The sequence below is a fragment of the Rickettsia endosymbiont of Thecocarcelia acutangulata genome (assembly GCF_964263195.1).
GTDB lineage: Bacteria > Pseudomonadota > Alphaproteobacteria > Rickettsiales > Rickettsiaceae > Rickettsia > Rickettsia felis.
The window spans coordinates 1,029,833-1,047,346 of the sequence record NZ_OZ181652.1 but is presented as its reverse complement, the minus strand read 5'-3'; the positions used below and the strand labels follow the sequence as shown (position 1 = coordinate 1,047,346).

Sequence of the window (17,514 nt, the reverse complement as noted above, 5' to 3'; positions counted from 1 at the left end):
AAAGACTAGTGACGATGAATCACACGCCCCTTAGTTAAATCATAAGGAGTCATTTCTACCGTAACTTTATCCCCTAGTAATATTCTGATACGATTTTTACGCATCCTACCGGAAGTATGAGCAATAATTACATGATCATTCTCAAGCTTTACTCTAAAAGTAGCATTAGGTAAAAGTTCAAGTACTGTACCTGTAAACTGAATGAGGTCGTCTTTTGACATTATAATTTATGTTTTTATGGTCGGGGCGGAGAGATTCGAACTCCCGACCCTCTGGTCCCAAACCAGATGCGCTACCAGGCTGCGCTACGCCCCGAGAATTAATTATGTCTATACTATATACTCTATTATTCGTAGCAAATCAATTTGTTTATGCAAAAATTTATAGATTTTGCTCAATAAAGCAAGATATCGTCATTGCGAGCGAACGTAAGTGAGCGTGGCAATCTTGTCAAATATCCTGAGATTGCTTCGTCGAAACTTGCAGTTTCTTCTCGCAATGACGGTTTGGGTATTTCTTAAGTTTTATATACGATTTACCGAATTTCTACAAAAAACACATAAAGTTTAATTTATTTTAAACAAGAAAAAGTAACTTATAATTACTTTCTATAAGTAGAAAATACTTTATTTATAAGTATTTTTATAGATATTTTAGTATTTAATTAATGTTTTTCAACTAAAAGTAATGTGTTATTTATATAACAAAATTATAAGTTAGAAAAATTTTTGTTCTTTTAATAATTATTAATCATTTCATCTTATCCTCTTTTATTATTAATATTAATTAAAGCCCTGAATAAAAAATTAATTTTATTATTAACTTTTTTTAAAAGTGCAACATAGGTTCTGCGAACATCTCTAAAAAATAGCAAATTAATTAGAAATGTTCACAGAACCTAACAAAAATATTAAGAATTTTTATCTTAATCTCATTTACCAAAGATTTTTAAAAATCTTCCAAAATACAGAAAATTTATATTTGTTTAATGAATACTAGTCTCGAATTGATAATTTAGAAAAATTAAGTCCAAATTTAGGAGATATTATGTCAACTCAACGAAAAAATACTCTAAAAAATTTAATAAAAAAAGGAATGTTTACTACAGCTTCGGCGGCGGCAATGATACTTGCGAGCACGAATGCTCTTAGACTCCGAACTGTCATAGGTCAGGATGCTGTGTTATCCACAGGCTTTAACCTTGATGGAGGAACACCTTTTGCCCCAGATGACGATTTAGTACTTGGAGGGCTGTATAATTTCACTGCGGATGTTTCAATTTCAATTGGTTCTTTAAATATAGGTGCCAATAATAACGCAGTTATGACTGTACCGGCCAATACAGCAATAAATCTTGGTAATGTTACATCTAGTGGTGCTGGAGATGGACTAAGTGTCAATGTTCCTAATGACGGGGCGAGTCTAACTTTAACAGGTAACAATTATTACATTAATAATATGAATTTTAACGGTACTGCTAGTACTTTGAGTGTTGCTTCTACTGTTCTTGCTCCTGCTAATTCTACTATTTTCTTTACTGAAGACACTATGTATAACCGGTCTTCAGGGGCAAAACAATCTTACAATAGTTGTTGATACTGAATTTGTTGTTAAAGATCCGGCTTGGACTAAGGCAAATGCTATTAATATCAGTGACCTTGTTAACTCAAGATATAATCTTGTAACCGATACTTCAGATTTAGCACTTTATCCCGGTGGTCCTCCTGAAGTTGTAGACGCACAACCTATAGCAAATATCAATTGGAGCGGTCCAAATTCTCTTTATGTAGTAACTAATGAATCACCAAATCAAGCAAAATTTATAGCTACCGTACCACTGTTCTTGCACAGGATTTATGGGGGCAATTAGGGGGACACGTGGCTGCCGGTAGCCGAGAAATTGCACTTAATGCAGGTAGCGGTAACGGAACGGCGGGAACAAAAAGGCTTAACATATTTAGTACCGATGGGATAGCCAATGAGCCGGGACAATTGCTAAATGAAAATCCGGTTACGGTTACAGGAACTATCTTTGCACAAACTATTCAGATAGGTAATCAGTATGAGATTCTTAATCCGGGAGTAGATCCGGATTATGGTGTAGATTGGACAACAGCAATTGATACCGGTGTTTGAGGGGTAGTACAATTTACGCACAACTCGTTAACACGATTTCAACAAAACGTAATTTCTGACATAGATTTTAACGGTAAGGCCGCACAAGTGACAATAGATGACAAGGCAAATGTCGGCGGTGCTACCGGCGGGAATATAGATAATACGGTAGCCGGAGGTGCTAATATATTAAATTTTGTCGGTAATAGTACGGTTACCGGAGCTGTAGGAGCTACAAATCCTATTAATATATTAAATGTTCAAGGCGATAATACTACAACTGTTGATTTAGGAGGTGATGTTAGAGTTGTTCAGTTTAATTATACTAGCACTGGTGTGGCTACCGTGGGTGGAAATTTAACTGCAACAGCAGGGGTTAATTATAACAATGCATTAGCTAGACTTCAATTTAACGGTGTTGTAGGCATAAATCCTTATACTTTTGCAAGTCCGGTTCTTCAGGCTAATAATGGTATATTAGACGTTTATACTAATCTTCTTGCTAGTGATGTCAAGTATCGGAACACTTGCAACAATTAATATAGGTAATGTTGTAGGCCCAATGGACGGAATGTTTACGGTTACCGTTGCGGGAGGTGCTTTAGCATTGAATGGTGCACTTAATATAAATACAGTTGACGGTACTAATGGTAACTTAATATTAGCAGGCAACAAAACCATTGGTGCAACTAATAATTTAAATGCAATAAACATAAAAGGTATTGTTAATGCACAAGCCGGCTTAAGGATCTGCAGCATTAAATCTGCAAGGAGGTTCTACATTTACTGATAACAGTATTACTTCATCAACTATTGCTAATATAAATATCGGTGATGGGAATGGAATCGGAACGTATATCTTAACGCCTAATGCGAATTTTAATATTAGTACTGCTAATATGAAATTCAATAATGCTGGTTCAATATTAAATATTACAAGTAACGGCAATGTAACGGTTACAATGAATGGGGATTTAAATCCCGGTGCAGCAGCGGCGAGCGGTATAATTCAGTTAAGTTCAACCGGCGGTCTTTTAACGATAACCGGTGCAAATAATTTAGGTATTAATGGCGGAAATACGTTAAATTCTATAATATTATCCGGCAACGGTGATATCACAATTACGCCTACAATTAATATAGCGAACCCTCTTTCTACAGGTATAGCAGGTAATTTAACTCTTACCACTGTTAACGGACCGGTCAATTTTACAAACACTACTACGCTTGCAGTAACTAATATTACCGGAAACACAGATTTTCTAAATAATGCAGGTACGGTAAATCTTGCTGCAGGCGGTAATTTAGCGGCAGTAACAAGTACGGGCGGTATTAACGGTACTGTTAATGTATTAGGAGCAGGTACACTTGGACCTGTGACAGGCATTGCGGCTTTAAATCTTAACGGAGCAGGGGTTGTTACGATAAACGGAGCATCTAGTGCAACTAATCTGACGATAAATAATGCAGGTGTAGTAGCTACTGCTGCTGGTGGTTTTACCGGTGATGCTGCAGTTGGAGCTGGTCAATTTACAACAAATACTACAGGTGACGTAACTGTCGGAACAGGAACATATACAGGGGATATTACGGGTACGGCAACTTTTTTAGGAGCAAGTATTATTAATACCACAACTATCGGTGGAGCAACGGATTTCGGCAATAATGCCGGTATAATAAATCTTGCTAATAATGGACAATTAGCGGTAGTAACAAGTACGGGCGGTATTAACGGTACCATTAACGTGTTAGGAGCAGGAACATTAGGACCCGTTACCGGTATTACGGCTTTAAACCTTAACGGAGCAGGGGTTGTTACGATAAACGGAGCATCTAGTGCAACTAATCTGACGATAAATAATGCAGGTGTGGTAGCTACGGCTGCTGGTGGCTTTACCGGTAATGCATCAGTCGAAGCTGGTCAATTGACTACGAATACTACGGGTAACGTTACTGTTGGAACAGGAACATATACAGGGAATATTACAGGTACGGCAACGTTTGGTGGAGCAGGTACTATTAATACTACGAATATCGGTGGGCAAACGGATTTTGTAGGTAATGCAGGTACGGTTAATGTTAATGACGGCGGTAATTTAGGTGTTGTTACAAGTAGTAACGCAGTTAACGGTAATTTAGTATTTTTAGGCGGTGCTAACGTAAACGGTGCTATAAGTAATATCAATACAATAAGTATTAAAGGAGTTGCTGGAAATATAGTAAACTTTACGCAGAATGTATCAGCAGCGAGCCTCACTTTCACTAACGGTGCTACGGCAAATTTAAGTGGGTCGCTTGGAACGGCTAATAATGCGGTTGCAGTAGATTTTGGAGCAGGTGGAGGTGTTTTAGAGTTTTCAGGTACAAATTCTGCAGGCTATTTACTTAACAGCCCAATTACAAACGGGAACACAGGAACATTAAACGTTTATACTACCGGCACTACTTTAACGGCTACTGATTCAAGTATAGGTACGGTACAAACAATTAATATCGGGCAAGGAAATGCAGCCGCAGCATTTACGGTAGACGTATCTAACAAGGCTTTAAACTCTAGAAAGTGCTATTAATTTGAATAATACTAACTCCATATTTGGTTTAACTACTAGCAAAAATCAACAAGTTACCTTTACGAATAATGTCGATGGTTTTGTCAATGTTGGCAATGCGGGCGGTATTGTTAATTTAAGTAGCACTTCTAATACTCCGCCAAATAAAAATGTGTTAACTTTGCAGGGTAATGTTGGTAATGAAACTCTTGGTACAAAGGCAAATCCCCTTGCTGTTATAAATGTTAGTGGTAATGTCGGAGTTGCTGGTACTAATGTTACTTTAGGGACAAATAAACTTGATGTGAGTAATACTGCAGTGCTTAATATTGCGGCCGGCGGGGTTTTTGCCGATGCATCACTTACCTCGGCAAGCATTGATGAAATTAACATCGGTGATAATACTGCAAACGGAGCGGCTACTTATGCACTTGATGCAATAAATGCTGATTTTGGCTTAGATGCACCGGGTGTTGCATTTAAAAACGTTTCATCTGTTTTAAAATTAATGACTACTTCGACAGTTGCCAATAAAACAAGTACCATATATCTAACCGGTAATATAGAACCCGGTGCTGCAAATTTCGGTATAGTTGAGTTAAATGCTGAAAATGCCAATACTACATTAGTAATAAACGGTGTTAAAAATAAGGGAGTTAATCCTATTCTTTCACTTGGTACTGCTAATCATCCACTACAACAAATAAAATTTTCTGGGTTAGGTACAATAGAAGTAACTGCGATTAATACCAAGAGTATTGACGTCTCGGTGCCACAGCTTGCTATAGGAGTCGTCAATGCAGATGCTTTCTTCTCAGGTGCTACTAAGCTTGGAGTCGTACAGATTAACGGTAATATGGATTTCCAAAATAATGCCGGTACCGCAATATTTGCTAGTGATGCAAAAAATAATATACCGGCACTTATTACCGGTAATATAACGAGTACCGGCGGTCAACCTAACGGTACTGTAGTCTTTATGGATAACGGTACTATAGGTACTGTTGGCGGTAACAATACAATTACAAACCTTGCAATGCTACAAGCAGGGGCTGACAACAGCACCGTCACGATTAATTCCGGCGGTAATATGTCGATTACTGAAGTCCAAGGAACCGGTACCGGTGATATAGTATTTACGCAAGCTACTAATTTAACCGGCGGCATTAATACCAGCGGGGGTAAAGCCGTTAATTTAACATTTAATAACGGCGGTAGTATTAGCGGTGACGTTGGTACAGGTAATGAGATTGGTAACATAGTGCTTCAAGCCGGTGAAATGATATTTTCCGGTAAAGGTGAGGGAAATGCTATTTATTTAGTTCCCGGTAACGGAGCAAGAATTAAAACCTTAGATGATTTTAATCTTGCAATTATTGTAGGTGCTTCCCCTGTTCCTGGTACTCTTGTTCAACCGGGTGCTTTAATAAATGTAGTAAATGATACGTTATGGATAGCAGATAGTAATGAAGCTGAAACTTATAAAGATCCGGTTGGAAGTGCTGCTATGCCTTTAAATACTTTTCAAGTGGATGGTTCAGACGTAACATTTTTAAGTCCGGCATATATTAATAACCTTAACTTCACTACCTCTAACTCAGTTACTGCAACATTTAAAGGTATAACGCAAATCGATGGAGCTGCTACTAGCGGTAATAAAATTCATACTATTGCATTATCCAATGACTTAACAACAGGTACTTCGCCGTTTGGTTCAGATTCTAATCATCTTAAGACTATTGAATTTCTTACGGATAATAAATTCACCATTGATAGCCAAGATGTTTACTCTAGTGTCACAACCAAAACTAATAACGAGGGTACGGCGATATTTAATGCCGATAACGGTTTTACCGATGATTTAGGCGGTGAGAATTTAAACCTTAAACTAGTTCAGTTCAGTAGTAATAAAGGCACGGTAAAAGGGGATACCTATGCTAAAGATATTACTATTGATGCCGGTAAATCAGCTGTATTTACCGGTTATAACAGTAGGAGCTTAGATATAGCTGTGGAACTGTTGGCGGTGTTAAAGTGCCTAGAGCAACCACGAAATTTAATTACAAAACAAAAATCGTTTCAGAGAACTTCAAAGGAAGCAGTAGCGATTCTTCAGCAGAATATACTAATGCTGCACTTGTACAAGCACCGATTAACGGCGGTAGCCATAAATTCGATGATGACGTATGGCTACAAAAAGCGGTAACTGGTGCGAATGTTATTACTTTTGCATCGAAGAAAACAGCTTTCATTGCGTCGAATTTAGGAGCAAATACTATAGTTGCCGTTCAGGCGACAATGATGTTTACCGGTGATAATACTAAAGTAAATGTTGGGGGTAATATATCAGGTAGTAATATTACTTTTGACCTTGGTAATAATCAAGTTACTTATACAGGCTCTGCTACTCCCACCGGTGAGCTTATTATTAATGTCTTCTATGATACTATAAACATAGGTCAGACAGGTAACGCAAATAGCGGTAATATAGTACTCGCAAGCGGTAATACCTTTGATTTATCAAATGTTTCTTCTATAAAGTATTTTTAACTGCTCAAAATAACCCGTCTGCTATTGGAGAAGGTAGTGCTTATCCTGTCATTAGTGCAGCAGGAGGTAGTATAATAGTCGGTAATGCTGCAAATCTACCGTTTAACGTAACGGCTAATGAAGGCAGCTTCGTCAGATGGCAAATTACAGGTAATTTCTTTGTACTTTTACCGATAGAACCAACAGGAGATAATGTTATTGATAATATTATAGGTAAGATAATAAAAGCTCCTCCGGGTAGTGATGCGGCAAAAGTTACAAATGTTTTAGTAAATACACCTATAGATCAAAGGGCTGCGGTAATTAAGCACCTATTACCTATAATCGAGCGTCTTTCAAATGAAATACACAGAGTAACTATTCCGCTTACTCCTATGGGGCCTTCTGTCGGTCTGAGTGTTGGAGGTTTTAGCCCTATACAGCCGCCACCAACTAGCGGTAGTGTAGTTAACAATATATATGTTCCGCCTACCACTCCGGGCGGCTACGATGTAACACCTAGCAATCCAGCAGGATATAATACTCCGACTACTCCAGTTACAGGCACCGGTGGCTTTGGACCTAACGGTCCGGGTACAGGAGGAAATGCTCCTAGTGCTTCTGTAACCGGCGGAGTATTTACCCCAAGCAACCCAAGTAATCCGGCTAATAACGTTGTGCCTGTTATCGGCACTCGCGGATTTGGTCCTAATGGTCCCGGCACAGGAGGAAATGCTCCTAGCGGTTCTGTAACCGGTGGAGTATTTACTCCGAATGGTCCAAGTGTTGTGGCTCCAAGCGGTCCGGCTACAGGCGGTAGCGTTGGTGGCTTTGGTCCTAACGGTCCTGGCACGGGTGGAAATGCTCCTAGTGGTTCTGTAACCGGCGGAGTATTTACTCCGAATGGTCCAAGTGTTGTGGCTCCAAGCGGTCCGGCTACAGGCGGTAGCGTTGGTGGCTTTGGTCCTAACGGTCCCGGCACAGGCGGTACTACAGGAGGTAATCCGTCAGTTGGTACAGGTGGAGCTACAGGCACTACGGGCAGTGGTCTAGCTAATGTTGGAAGCAATTCTTACGGTCCGGGTAACGTCGGTACAATACCAACCTCAAGCGTAGGAGGTAATCCGTCAGTTAGTACTGGTGGAGCTTCAGGAAGTAATGTAGGTACAGGCGGCACAAGTTATAACGGTCCGTCATCAGGCGGTAGTGTAGGTACAGGCGGTACCAGCTACAATGGTCCGTCATCAGGCGGCAATCCTGCTGGCTATGTTCCATCTACTTCCGCTACTTCAGGTGGCAGTGTAGGTACAGGCGGTACAAGCTATAATGGTCCAGCTTCAACCGGTGGCGTTGGCAACAGTGGAACTACTCCAAGTGGTACAGGTTCTAATATTGGTACAGGCGGTAACTCACCTGCCGGCGGTAATAGTGTATACAGCCCATCAACAGGTAGTACTCGTAATAATGTCGGTGGGTATACTCCTTCAGTTGGTCAGGGTGGTACAAGTTCTAACGGTCCGGTAACAGGCGGTAGTGTAGGCACAGGCGGCTCAAGCTATGGTGGTGCAGGTTCTAACGGCGGTGTAACCAACAGCGGAAGCAGTCCATACGGTAATAGTGGTAATCCTACAACAACAGGTGTTTCTCCTGCTAATAATAGTAACAATATGGGAGGCAGTTCTGAGAGCGGTATGCCTGCTATAGGTAGTAGCCGAGATAATTCTTCAGGTACAGGTAGCGGTGGAAATTCAGGTAGCGGAATAAGTCGTTCTAATGCGAATGACGGCTTTAATGCTGCTCATGATAATACTAGTACCGGTACTCAAGAAGTAGGTAAGAGACTTAAGACTCTTAAAGATGCAGCAGAGGATGGTGCAAATCCTGCAGCAGAAGATGCTACCTCACGTAAGAGAGGTGCAGCTGTCGGAGGCGGTGACTGTGAACTCGATGAAGGTAACGCTAATAATTCCGTTTACGGAGTATGGGTTAGCCCATATTACGGCAAAGCGGTACAAAAAGCCTTTAACGGGTTTAGCGGTTATAAAGCTAAATCTACCGGTGGCTCAATCGGGGTCGATACCGTTATAAACGATAATATAGTACTTGGAGCTGCTTACACTAGAGTCGATACGAAGTTACGTTACCAAAATGCCAAATCCGGCAATACTACTAAGGTCGGAACTAACATGGGTTCTATATACGGTTTGTATAACTTTGTAAATAACTGGTTTGTAGAAGGAGTAACTACCTATTCACGAAGCGATATTAAAACTAATGAACTACGTAATATTATAGGCGGTTATGAAACGGCACACGGTAAGTATCATTCAACTTCTTATAGCGGTCAAGTAGTTGGGGGTTATAATTATCTATGGAAAGAAACTTCATTCGCACCGATGGCAGGTTTAAGATTTACTAAGATTAAAGATTCCGGTTATCAGGAATACGGTACTTCTTTCCAAAACCTAACTATTCAGAAGCGTCAATATAATAAGGTTGAGGGTATACTCGGCGGTGAAATTAAAACAACTTTCTATAAGGATGAGTTCATAATTAGACCGCAAGTTCATGCCTTTATTAATTACGACTTTAAAGGTAAGACACCGGCAATCATCGCAGATCTTAACGGTCTTAATGAGTCTTTCGGTACCGACGCCTAAACCTACTAAAATGCTGTATGATTTAGGAGCAGGGGTAGTAGTTAAGAAAGGTAGAATGGAGTATGGAGTGCATTACGGGCTGAACTTAGCTAAAAAATACCATGCTCAATCCGGTACGCTAAGACTTAAAGTAAACTTCTAAAAATCCGCATCAGTTAAGGATAAGAACTATAAAATTTCTATCCTTAACTAAGTAGTAAATTTTATTTTATAATCAAAGATGAAGCTTAATAATGTCTTTGATTACCTTATCACTATTCAGGATAAGTTTTTATCCTGAATAGCTCGCTATTTAATATTTTCTATCTATTATCCTAATGGCTGCCTTTATGAGAAGCATGCCCTCCTTTAGCAGCTATTTCTCTTACCTTTTCTTTATCCATAGAGGCAAAGCCCTGTTTTCCTGATCCGTGATCATGATCGTTATGACCATGATGTCCTCCGTGAGAAGCATGTCCTCCTTTAGCAGCTTTTTCTTTGTCTCTAGAGGCGAAGCCTTTGTTATTATTAGTCATAATTCCCTCCTAAATATTCGGGTTAGTTAATAATACAGAACCACTTTTTTTCGTTTTCAGTAGCTCCATATATGATGGTAGAAAAATTTATAGGGTGAGTCAACCTAAATTAAAATATTATAAACTATTATTTTTAACAATAAAGTTAATTACTGTTTACTTATAAAAAATTTATTTTTATTGTTGTTTTTTTAACCTTGACCTGAAAAAATTTAAGGAGTAGGCTTATAATTGCAACCAAAAATTAAGGAGGCTAACATTACAACTTTAGTAGGAACCCCAAATAATTTTGCCGATGCAATAAAAGAACTTATAGAGCTTGATTACGATGCTATCGAAGCATATAAAACTGCTATTAATAGAATTACTAATGAAGATTACAAAAAACAGTTAGATGCCTTTAAAACGGACCATGAAAGACATGTAAAAGAGTTAAATAAGCTTTTATCAAAACATAACGAGAAAACACAATAAAAGGACCAAGTAGTAAGCAATGGCTGACAAAAGGTAAAGTGATACTTGCTGATTTAGTTGATGATAAAGCTATATTATATGCTATGCATACAAATGAAGAAGATACTAATACTGCTTATGAAAGATTAAATGAGCATAGTAATAAATGGCATGATGCATCAAAAACTTTAAAACAAGGTCTTTTAGATGAACAAAAACATAAGAAATGGATAAAAAAACAACTTGAAGAGTAAATCTATATAAATTAATAAGGAGTAAAAATAAATTTTACTCCTTATATAATCTAAGCGTTATAAATATTAGCTGTGTGAATATTTCTAATAAAGAGTTAATTCTGGTTATTTTTTGCTGCAAATCATAACATATCTAAATCAACATTTAAAACAGTACTTAGTTTTTTTAGCGTATCTATTGTGCCTTTTCGTAATCCTTTCTCAATAAATGATATATATTGCTTAGTTTTACCAATTTTAATAGCTAATTGTTCTTGAGATAACCCTCTATATTCACGATAAACTTTAATAGGATTTTCGCCGTTTAGAATTTTTTGTACCAAATCTTCAGGAAAATATTCCTCATTTTTGGCTATAGCTTCGGCGTATAATGTTTCATCGGTAATACATTGTTTCTTATTGATAAGTTCCTGATATTCATTAAAAGGTATAACAACAAAAGCAGGTTTCCCTTGATATTCTATTATATGTTTATTACTCATTTATATACCTATCCTCTAACATCAACATTAATTACTAGAATTTCTAACTTTCCTTTATTTATTCTATTATATAACTCTATAATCTCCAATCCTTAATCTATAACCATCGTATCCTATTAATTTCTCGATATTATTATTTTCCTTATAAGGATTTAATTTTAGTTGTTCTAATTTTTCTAATATAGCTTTTCTTTTGTTTGTAGAAATTTTGAGTAAGTTTTTTAAAGCTGTTTTAGAAAAGCTGAGTTTATATTGCATTTAGAGATGAGAATAGATTAAATTATAATATACTCTATGTAAGAATAGAAGTCAACATATTGTTGACTGATGCAATCAGAAAAATTATAATCTTAATACTAGGCTCTATGAAGCTTTCTAAAAAAGATTTAATTTTGATTATTTTTTACTGCAAATTATAAGATTTTTTTGAAAATATGAATAACTATTCCTTCAAAAATCTTATTAATTTTCGCTAAAAAATACCTCAAAATAGCAAATCAATTAGAAAGCTTCATAGAAACTAAGTTAAGTATAAGGTTAATTAAATAATAAGTTGAATTTGTGCAAGATTTATTATATTAATATTTGTAATTATTTTTCAGGAACTGCGATAGTTTTTATGGTAATTACATGTAGTTTTTTATTTAATATTTCAGACAGGGCGTTTTTTACTAATTTATGTTGATTAATTAAAGAAAGTCCATTAAATTGAACATCTGATATTTCTAATGCATAATGGTCTTGATCTCCTACTAAATCAGTAATTTTTATTATACTGTTTGGAAAGGATTCCTTAAGTATTTTTTCTAACTCTTCTGCAGATATTGCCATTATTTTATCACTTTTTAGATATAAAAGCCTAAATATTAATTAAAGTTTTTTTTAGTTAAAGTAAAGCTTTATATGAATTTTTATTATAGAATTTTAAACATTCATTGATAAACTTTACTCTTATGCATATAATAATTAATATTATTATGTCATTTATTAATTATTATGAAAAAAGAAGCTGAAGAATTAAAATTATTTATCTTAGAATGTTTGAATGAGAAAAAAGCAGAAGATATTGAGGTAATTGATTTAACAGGAAAACATAAATTAGCCGATTATATTATATTTGCTAGCGGTCGTTCGACTAAAAATGTTGGAGCAATTGCTGAATATGTAGCTTTAGAATTAAAAAATAATGCCGGTATAAATAGTAATATTGAGGGGCTTGGTAAATCAGAGTGGGTACTAATAGATGCAGGTACTATTTTAATTAATATTTTTTATCCTGAAGCACGGGAGCATTTTAAGCTAGAAGAAATTTGGAAAAGATGAACGATCATATTCTTATTAACGTTATAATTTTACTCGGTACTGCGGTTTTTATCGTGTCTATACTTAAGCGTCTTAGATTAAGTCCGGTACTTGGTTACTTAATTGCAGGAGCTGCAATAGGTGATCACGGTTTAAAAATCGTAACATATGACCAAACTAAGTTACTAGGTGAACTTGGTGTAGTATTTCTATTATTTGCAATAGGTCTTGAGTTATCATTCGAGCGATTAAAAGCTATGAGACGATATGTCTTTGGTCTAGGTAGTTTGCAAGTTTTAACGACTGCTATAGTAATTGCCGGTGCAATGGTACTTATAGACGGCAATAGTAGTGCGGCTATTATTACCGGCGGTGGTCTTGCCCTTTCATCTACGGCACTTGTTATGCAGGTTATTGAGGAAAATCGTAGTCAATCAACGCAAATAGGAAGAGTTTCTTTAGCTATTCTGTTACTGCAAGATTTGGCCGTAGTTCCATTGCTTGTGGTAGTGCCGCTACTTGCCGATAGTAATAAAGCTTCGCTTGCGGCGGCTCTTGGTATTGCACTCTTAAAAGCCGTAACGGCCTTACTTACAATATTTATTGTCGGTCGTGTTTTTCTTCGTCCTGTATTTTCTTTCATTTCATCAGAAAGTAATAATGCAAGCGAGTTACCTATTTCAATGACTTTGTTAATAGTACTTTCTGCTGCTTGGGCTACCGAAACATTTGGTTTGTCTTTAGCTCTAGGAGCATTTGTTGCCGGAGTATTAGTTGCAGAAACCGAATTTAGATTGCAGGCAGAAGAAAGTATTTATCCTTTCAAAAGTTTATTTTTAGGATTGTTTTTCATGACCGTCGGTATGAATATCGACGCACTAGAAATGTATGAAAAAATATCTCATATTCTTACTTTATCTATTGCTTTAATAGGTATAAAAACCTTAATCATAACGGCTTTTTGTATTTTATTCGGTTTTAATAAAGGAGTTGCTTTTTATTCAGGCTTATTATTATCGCAAGGTGGAGAGTTTGGTTTTATATTATTCAGTTTAGGTAAAGATAGCGGAGTATTAGAAGAAAGTACTGCCGATATATTATTACTCGTAGTTACTTTTACTATGGCACTTACTCCATTACTCGCAGCTTTAGGGAAAAAGATTGCCGAGAAAGTCGATAAAGGACTCGGTAAAACTCCGACTCAAATGATTGAGCTTGGGGCAAGAGACTTAACAAACCATATTATTATTGCCGGTCTTGGTAATACCGGTAAAATGGTAGCAAGAGTTTTGGAAGCGGAAGGTATAAGTTACGTAATACTTGATTTAGATGATGATAGAGTTAAAGAAGAGCTATCAAACGGTTTACCGGTTTTTAAAGGTGACGTATCGCAAGCCGATACTCTAAAGGCATTAGGTACGGAAAGAGCATTCGCTATAATACTTACTATGAATAATCAAGTAACTATTAAGAAATCGCTTAAAACAATTAGCGGTAATTATCAGGATATACCGGTTGTCGTTAAGTTAAAAAATTTAAAAAATGCTAGAGAGTTTTATGATTTAGGTGCCACAACTATTATTCCGGAAAGTTATGAGACTGGATTACAAATCGGTGGAACAGTCCTAAAAAATATAGGTATTAGCGAGCAGGAAATTAATAGAATAAAAGTACAATTTAGGCTTGGTAATTATATAATAGCAAAAAAAGAGGATGCTTTATCTGAAGTGGAAGATAATGATTAAAGTTTTTATCATTTTAATTACGATAATATTATCAACAACAATTAACGCCGATAATAAAAAATTGCCTATTCCAAGATTTGTTTCAATAAAATCTAATGAAGTAAATGCAAGGAGCGGACCAACCACTAAATCTGCCGTAGAATGGGTTTTTGTTAAAAAAGGCGAACCGGTAGAAATAACTGTAGAGTACGAACAATGGCGACAAGTACGTGACATTAACGGCGAAGGTGGTTGGATACATTCAAGTGTTTTATCAGGTAAAAGATCAGTAGTTATTACCTCCGATAAGGAAATAGAGCTTACCAAATCAGCAGCCCCTAAAAGCCGAGTTATAGCAAAATTAATGCCCAAGGTTCGCTGCGGTTTAAAAAAATGCAAAGAACAATTCTGCCAAATTACATGTAAGAATTACACAGGTTGGATTTCTAAGAAAGTAATTTGGGGGGTATATGATGATAATGATAGGTATTAATAGACTTTTTGCATAACCTCCTTCTAAAGGTAATTTGTACATCAAGAAGGTAACTAGCATCCTCACGTATTTATATACGCTGCGGTGGCAAGTGCTTCCGTGTTTCCAGGAGGATTCCTCTTTATAAGATAAGTTATGCAAGAAGTCTAATATTTATAATAAATTGTAAAAGTAGTTTACTATCTGAGGTTAATTTGCTATATATGCAAACTTACTAAAAATATAATTATTTATGCAAAGATATTTAGACGGTACAAATGATGTCGCATTTAAAAAATTATTTAGTGATAAAGTAAAATTAATAAATTTATTGAACTCTCTTCTTAGGTTATCGAAAGGAGATAGAATCATAGATTTAAGTTATATAACTACTGAACAATTGCCTTTATTTCTTGAAGGAAAAAGAAGCTTATTCGATCTAAAAGTTAAAGATGAAACCGGTAGATGGTATATAATCGAAATGCAGCGTAAAATGGAGAAAGATTATCTTAATAGAACACAGTTTTACGGTTGTTATACCTATGTTAGTCAAATTAAGAAAGGTATGAAACATAGGGATTTATTGCCGGTAGTAATAATTTCTATCATAGGAACAAAAGCTTTGCCTGATGAATTGCCGTATGTTAGCTATCATTATATAAAAGAAAGCAATACCCATAAACAATATTTGTTTTCATTAACTTATGTATTTATTGAACTAGGAAAATTTAAAAAAAATGATTTTAAAGATGATACCGATGAATGGTTACATTTATTAAAATATGCTTCGCAAGAACAAGAACCGCCAAAAGAAATTAAAAATGAAATTGTGTTATCGGCATATGCAAGTTTAGAGCAATATAAATGGACAGACCAAGAGCATGATGATTATTTTAGGGCTGAAATGGCTATACAACAAGAAATAGACAAGTTTGAGGAAAAGTTTAATGCCGGTATGGAAAAGGGGATAGAAAAGGGAAAAATTGAAATAATAAAGAAAATGCTAACTAAAAAAATACCTATAGAAGAAATACATGAGATGACAGGAATATCCATAGAAGAAATAAAAAAGCTAAAAGCAGAAATATAAAATATAGATATTTAAATGAAAACCACCTTACCCGAACGTTCTCTTAAAATTAGAGCAAGGCTTAATTTTATAGTGCAGCAGATTTTAGATATTGCACAGGATAAAATTGCTATGATTATCTTGTACGGCTCTTTTGCTAGAGGTGATTGGGTACGTGATCTACCTAACGGCTATCATAGCGATACCGATATTTTAATAATTCTAAAAAAAGGTAAATATAAAGGACTCGCTGCTTTAAGATTAGAGGATAAAATATATAAGAGATTAGAAAAAACCGGAGTAATAAAAGACCAGATTATCCCATATGATTCAGAAATATCTATAATTCTTGAGTCAATAGAGGAAATAAATAGGCAGCTAGAAAAAGGACGTTATTTTTATACGGATATAAAAAAAGAAGGCGTTCTTTTATATGATAGCAAGGAATTTATGCTTAGCGAAGCTAAAGATTTACCTTGGAGCGAGATGAAAGAAATTGCTAAAGATTACTATGAAGAATGGTTTGATAGAGGTAAGAGTTTTTTAGATTGTAAAAATTCACTAGAAAAAGGATATTTAAATAAATGTGCTTTTGAGTTACATCAAGCTACAGAAAGTTTTTACAGTACTATTTTATTAGTTTTTTCTAATTATAAACCGAAATTGCATGATATAAAAAAATTGGGTAGTAGGGCCAAAAACTATAATAGTGAGTTGTTGCAAGTTTTTGCTATAGCAACTCCTGAGCAAAAAGAATGTTTTAAGTTGCTAAAGGAAGCATATGTTAAAGCAAGATATGATAAAAATTATAAAATTACTAAAGAACAGCTGCTTTATCTTATTGAAAGAATAGAAAAATTAAAAGAAATCACCGAAAGAATCTGCACAGCAAGAATTAATAAATAGTAATATTTTAAATTCAATTTCTTTTGCTAAAAAATGCTCAATCACATATCCACTTAGTCATTATCCATGTAAATTTATATGGATAAGATTAATACGTCAAGATGTTAGTTTAAAGCTTAGCTGAATTTATAAATAAAAAATAATATGGTATGTTTATCCTTATTTGATAAAAATACTATTCGTTATAAAGTATTACTAATATGGCAAAAAAGAAAATAAAAGATAAAGCCCATAAAAAAGAAAGTATAATTTGTATTACTACTCCAAATCAAGCTTTAGCAAAATTACAAACAAAAGTGCAAGATTATATAGATACTACAGGAGAAAAAATTTCTCTAGTGGATGAATTGATTAAAACAAGAAGAGCAGATGGATAGTGTTTTCGGTTTATTTAAAATTTGATAAAATTATCTAAATATAGTATGATATAAAACTTTTTATAATATACTCGATGAACTTCAAAAATTGGCTGCGTCGTTCTACA

23 protein-coding genes and 1 tRNA gene are annotated in these 17,514 nt (G+C 35.5%); 18 read left to right on the top strand and 6 right to left on the bottom strand.

Going from position 1 to position 17,514, the window contains the following annotated elements; all coding sequences use genetic code 11:
• Window positions 1–5: 5 nt before the first annotated feature.
• Together infA and ACE38Q_RS05695 are read right to left on the bottom strand one after the other, a co-directional pair.
• Window positions 6–221, bottom strand: coding sequence for a translation initiation factor IF-1 (gene infA, locus ACE38Q_RS05700; protein ID WP_008579354.1), 216 nt, complete (start codon window positions 219–221; stop codon window positions 6–8).
• A 17-nt stretch (window positions 222–238) separates the two neighbouring features.
• Window positions 239–315, bottom strand: a tRNA-Pro gene (locus tag ACE38Q_RS05695).
• A gap of 732 nt (window positions 316–1,047) precedes the next feature.
• Between ACE38Q_RS05695 and ACE38Q_RS05690 the strand changes: the two genes are divergently transcribed.
• From ACE38Q_RS05690 to ACE38Q_RS05645, 10 genes are all read left to right on the top strand, one after another.
• A complete protein-coding gene (locus ACE38Q_RS05690) occupies window positions 1,048–1,596 on the top strand; it encodes a hypothetical protein (RefSeq protein WP_500190421.1) in 549 nt (182 codons plus the stop codon).
• Complete coding sequence (locus ACE38Q_RS05685; RefSeq protein ID WP_500190420.1) at window positions 1,508–1,870, top strand: hypothetical protein; 363 nt, start codon at window positions 1,508–1,510, stop codon at window positions 1,868–1,870. The genes ACE38Q_RS05690 and ACE38Q_RS05685 overlap by 89 nt, the downstream gene beginning before the upstream one ends.
• An 8-nt stretch (window positions 1,871–1,878) precedes the next feature.
• The gene (locus ACE38Q_RS05680; RefSeq protein WP_500190419.1) at window positions 1,879–2,136 is read left to right on the top strand and encodes a hypothetical protein; all 258 of its coding nucleotides are present in this window, start codon (window positions 1,879–1,881) and stop codon (window positions 2,134–2,136) included.
• A gap of 87 nt (window positions 2,137–2,223) precedes the next feature.
• A complete protein-coding gene (locus ACE38Q_RS05675; protein ID WP_500190418.1) occupies window positions 2,224–2,655 on the top strand; it encodes a hypothetical protein in 432 nt (143 codons plus the stop codon).
• Window positions 2,624–2,905 carry a hypothetical protein gene (locus ACE38Q_RS05670; protein ID WP_500190417.1) on the top strand — a complete coding sequence of 94 codons (282 nt, stop codon included), beginning with the start codon at window positions 2,624–2,626 and terminating at the stop codon, window positions 2,903–2,905. Before ACE38Q_RS05675 ends, ACE38Q_RS05670 begins: the two co-directional genes overlap by 32 nt.
• Before the next feature lie 109 nt (window positions 2,906–3,014).
• Window positions 3,015–4,685 (top strand): beta strand repeat-containing protein, encoded by a 1,671-nt coding sequence (locus tag ACE38Q_RS05665; protein WP_500190416.1) that lies wholly within the window; start codon window positions 3,015–3,017, stop codon window positions 4,683–4,685.
• Between the two features lies 1 nt (window position 4,686).
• Window positions 4,687–6,870, top strand: coding sequence for a beta strand repeat-containing protein (locus ACE38Q_RS05660; RefSeq protein WP_500190415.1), 2,184 nt, complete (start codon window positions 4,687–4,689; stop codon window positions 6,868–6,870).
• Window positions 6,871–6,962: 92 nt separating this feature from the next.
• Window positions 6,963–7,214 (top strand): hypothetical protein, encoded by a 252-nt coding sequence (locus tag ACE38Q_RS05655; RefSeq protein WP_500190414.1) that lies wholly within the window; start codon window positions 6,963–6,965, stop codon window positions 7,212–7,214.
• 374 nt (window positions 7,215–7,588) lie between these two features.
• Complete coding sequence (locus tag ACE38Q_RS05650; protein ID WP_500190413.1) at window positions 7,589–9,853, top strand: autotransporter family protein; 2,265 nt, start codon at window positions 7,589–7,591, stop codon at window positions 9,851–9,853.
• Window positions 9,828–9,995 carry a hypothetical protein gene (locus ACE38Q_RS05645; RefSeq protein WP_500190412.1) on the top strand — a complete coding sequence of 56 codons (168 nt, stop codon included), beginning with the start codon at window positions 9,828–9,830 and terminating at the stop codon, window positions 9,993–9,995. The genes ACE38Q_RS05650 and ACE38Q_RS05645 overlap by 26 nt, the downstream gene beginning before the upstream one ends.
• A 172-nt stretch (window positions 9,996–10,167) precedes the next feature.
• On the opposite strand, the gene ACE38Q_RS05640 is transcribed toward ACE38Q_RS05645, so the two are convergent.
• Window positions 10,168–10,368 (bottom strand): KGG domain-containing protein, encoded by a 201-nt coding sequence (locus ACE38Q_RS05640; RefSeq protein ID WP_410527585.1) that lies wholly within the window; start codon window positions 10,366–10,368, stop codon window positions 10,168–10,170.
• A 231-nt stretch (window positions 10,369–10,599) separates the two neighbouring features.
• Between ACE38Q_RS05640 and ACE38Q_RS05635 the strand changes: the two genes are divergently transcribed.
• Window positions 10,600–10,842, top strand: a complete 243-nt coding sequence (locus ACE38Q_RS05635) for a DUF2383 domain-containing protein (protein WP_500190411.1) — start codon at window positions 10,600–10,602, stop codon at window positions 10,840–10,842.
• A gap of 38 nt (window positions 10,843–10,880) precedes the next feature.
• Window positions 10,881–11,075: a hypothetical protein gene (locus tag ACE38Q_RS05630; protein ID WP_500190410.1), complete on the top strand. Its 195-nt coding sequence runs from the start codon at window positions 10,881–10,883 to the stop codon at window positions 11,073–11,075.
• A 122-nt stretch (window positions 11,076–11,197) separates the two neighbouring features.
• On the opposite strand, the gene ACE38Q_RS05625 is transcribed toward ACE38Q_RS05630, so the two are convergent.
• The 3 genes from ACE38Q_RS05625 to ACE38Q_RS05615 all read right to left on the bottom strand — a co-directional run bounded on the left by ACE38Q_RS05625 (window position 11,198) and on the right by ACE38Q_RS05615 (window position 12,388).
• On the bottom strand, window positions 11,198–11,557 hold the full coding sequence (locus tag ACE38Q_RS05625; RefSeq protein WP_011271587.1) for a helix-turn-helix domain-containing protein: 360 nt from the start codon (window positions 11,555–11,557) through the stop codon (window positions 11,198–11,200).
• A gap of 66 nt (window positions 11,558–11,623) precedes the next feature.
• On the bottom strand, window positions 11,624–11,815 hold the full coding sequence (locus tag ACE38Q_RS05620; RefSeq protein ID WP_500190409.1) for a type II toxin-antitoxin system RelE family toxin: 192 nt from the start codon (window positions 11,813–11,815) through the stop codon (window positions 11,624–11,626).
• Between the two features lie 333 nt (window positions 11,816–12,148).
• Window positions 12,149–12,388, bottom strand: a complete 240-nt coding sequence (locus ACE38Q_RS05615) for a BolA/IbaG family iron-sulfur metabolism protein (protein ID WP_500190408.1) — start codon at window positions 12,386–12,388, stop codon at window positions 12,149–12,151.
• A gap of 165 nt (window positions 12,389–12,553) precedes the next feature.
• Here ACE38Q_RS05615 and rsfS point away from each other — a divergent pair, with 165 nt between their 5' ends.
• The 6 genes from rsfS (at window position 12,554) to ACE38Q_RS05585 (ending at window position 17,407) form a co-directional block, all read left to right on the top strand.
• Window positions 12,554–12,880, top strand: a complete 327-nt coding sequence (gene rsfS, locus ACE38Q_RS05610; RefSeq protein WP_011271584.1) for a ribosome silencing factor — start codon at window positions 12,554–12,556, stop codon at window positions 12,878–12,880.
• Window positions 12,877–14,604 carry a monovalent cation:proton antiporter-2 (CPA2) family protein gene (locus tag ACE38Q_RS05605; RefSeq protein WP_500190407.1) on the top strand — a complete coding sequence of 576 codons (1,728 nt, stop codon included), beginning with the start codon at window positions 12,877–12,879 and terminating at the stop codon, window positions 14,602–14,604. Before rsfS ends, ACE38Q_RS05605 begins: the two co-directional genes overlap by 4 nt.
• Window positions 14,597–15,076 (top strand): SH3 domain-containing protein, encoded by a 480-nt coding sequence (locus ACE38Q_RS05600; protein ID WP_500190406.1) that lies wholly within the window; start codon window positions 14,597–14,599, stop codon window positions 15,074–15,076. The genes ACE38Q_RS05605 and ACE38Q_RS05600 overlap by 8 nt, the downstream gene beginning before the upstream one ends.
• A gap of 232 nt (window positions 15,077–15,308) precedes the next feature.
• On the top strand, window positions 15,309–16,145 hold the full coding sequence (locus tag ACE38Q_RS05595; protein ID WP_500190405.1) for an Rpn family recombination-promoting nuclease/putative transposase: 837 nt from the start codon (window positions 15,309–15,311) through the stop codon (window positions 16,143–16,145).
• A gap of 15 nt (window positions 16,146–16,160) precedes the next feature.
• Entirely contained in the window at window positions 16,161–17,030 is an 870-nt protein-coding gene (locus ACE38Q_RS05590) for a HEPN domain-containing protein (protein WP_500190404.1), read from the top strand.
• A gap of 200 nt (window positions 17,031–17,230) precedes the next feature.
• A complete protein-coding gene (locus ACE38Q_RS05585) occupies window positions 17,231–17,407 on the top strand; it encodes a hypothetical protein (protein ID WP_500190403.1) in 177 nt (58 codons plus the stop codon).
• The last annotated feature ends 107 nt before the right edge of the window (window positions 17,408–17,514 follow it).

Coding starts and splice junctions, on each gene's coding strand:
- infA (WP_008579354.1), bottom strand. CDS start 221: ATGTCAAAAGACGACCTCATTCAGTTTACAGGTACAGTACTTGAACTT.
- ACE38Q_RS05690 (WP_500190421.1), top strand. CDS start 1,048: ATGTCAACTCAACGAAAAAATACTCTAAAAAATTTAATAAAAAAAGGA.
- ACE38Q_RS05670 (WP_500190417.1), top strand. CDS start 2,624: ATGTCAAGTATCGGAACACTTGCAACAATTAATATAGGTAATGTTGTA.
- ACE38Q_RS05665 (WP_500190416.1), top strand. CDS start 3,015: ATGAAATTCAATAATGCTGGTTCAATATTAAATATTACAAGTAACGGC.
- ACE38Q_RS05655 (WP_500190414.1), top strand. CDS start 6,963: ATGATGTTTACCGGTGATAATACTAAAGTAAATGTTGGGGGTAATATA.
- ACE38Q_RS05650 (WP_500190413.1), top strand. CDS start 7,589: ATGGGGCCTTCTGTCGGTCTGAGTGTTGGAGGTTTTAGCCCTATACAG.
- ACE38Q_RS05645 (WP_500190412.1), top strand. CDS start 9,828: ATGAGTCTTTCGGTACCGACGCCTAAACCTACTAAAATGCTGTATGAT.
- ACE38Q_RS05640 (WP_410527585.1), bottom strand. CDS start 10,368: ATGACTAATAATAACAAAGGCTTCGCCTCTAGAGACAAAGAAAAAGCT.
- ACE38Q_RS05625 (WP_011271587.1), bottom strand. CDS start 11,557: ATGAGTAATAAACATATAATAGAATATCAAGGGAAACCTGCTTTTGTT.
- ACE38Q_RS05620 (WP_500190409.1), bottom strand. CDS start 11,815: ATGCAATATAAACTCAGCTTTTCTAAAACAGCTTTAAAAAACTTACTC.
- ACE38Q_RS05615 (WP_500190408.1), bottom strand. CDS start 12,388: ATGGCAATATCTGCAGAAGAGTTAGAAAAAATACTTAAGGAATCCTTT.
- rsfS (WP_011271584.1), top strand. CDS start 12,554: ATGAAAAAAGAAGCTGAAGAATTAAAATTATTTATCTTAGAATGTTTG.
- ACE38Q_RS05605 (WP_500190407.1), top strand. CDS start 12,877: ATGAACGATCATATTCTTATTAACGTTATAATTTTACTCGGTACTGCG.
- ACE38Q_RS05600 (WP_500190406.1), top strand. CDS start 14,597: ATGATTAAAGTTTTTATCATTTTAATTACGATAATATTATCAACAACA.
- ACE38Q_RS05595 (WP_500190405.1), top strand. CDS start 15,309: ATGCAAAGATATTTAGACGGTACAAATGATGTCGCATTTAAAAAATTA.
- ACE38Q_RS05590 (WP_500190404.1), top strand. CDS start 16,161: ATGAAAACCACCTTACCCGAACGTTCTCTTAAAATTAGAGCAAGGCTT.
- ACE38Q_RS05585 (WP_500190403.1), top strand. CDS start 17,231: ATGGCAAAAAAGAAAATAAAAGATAAAGCCCATAAAAAAGAAAGTATA.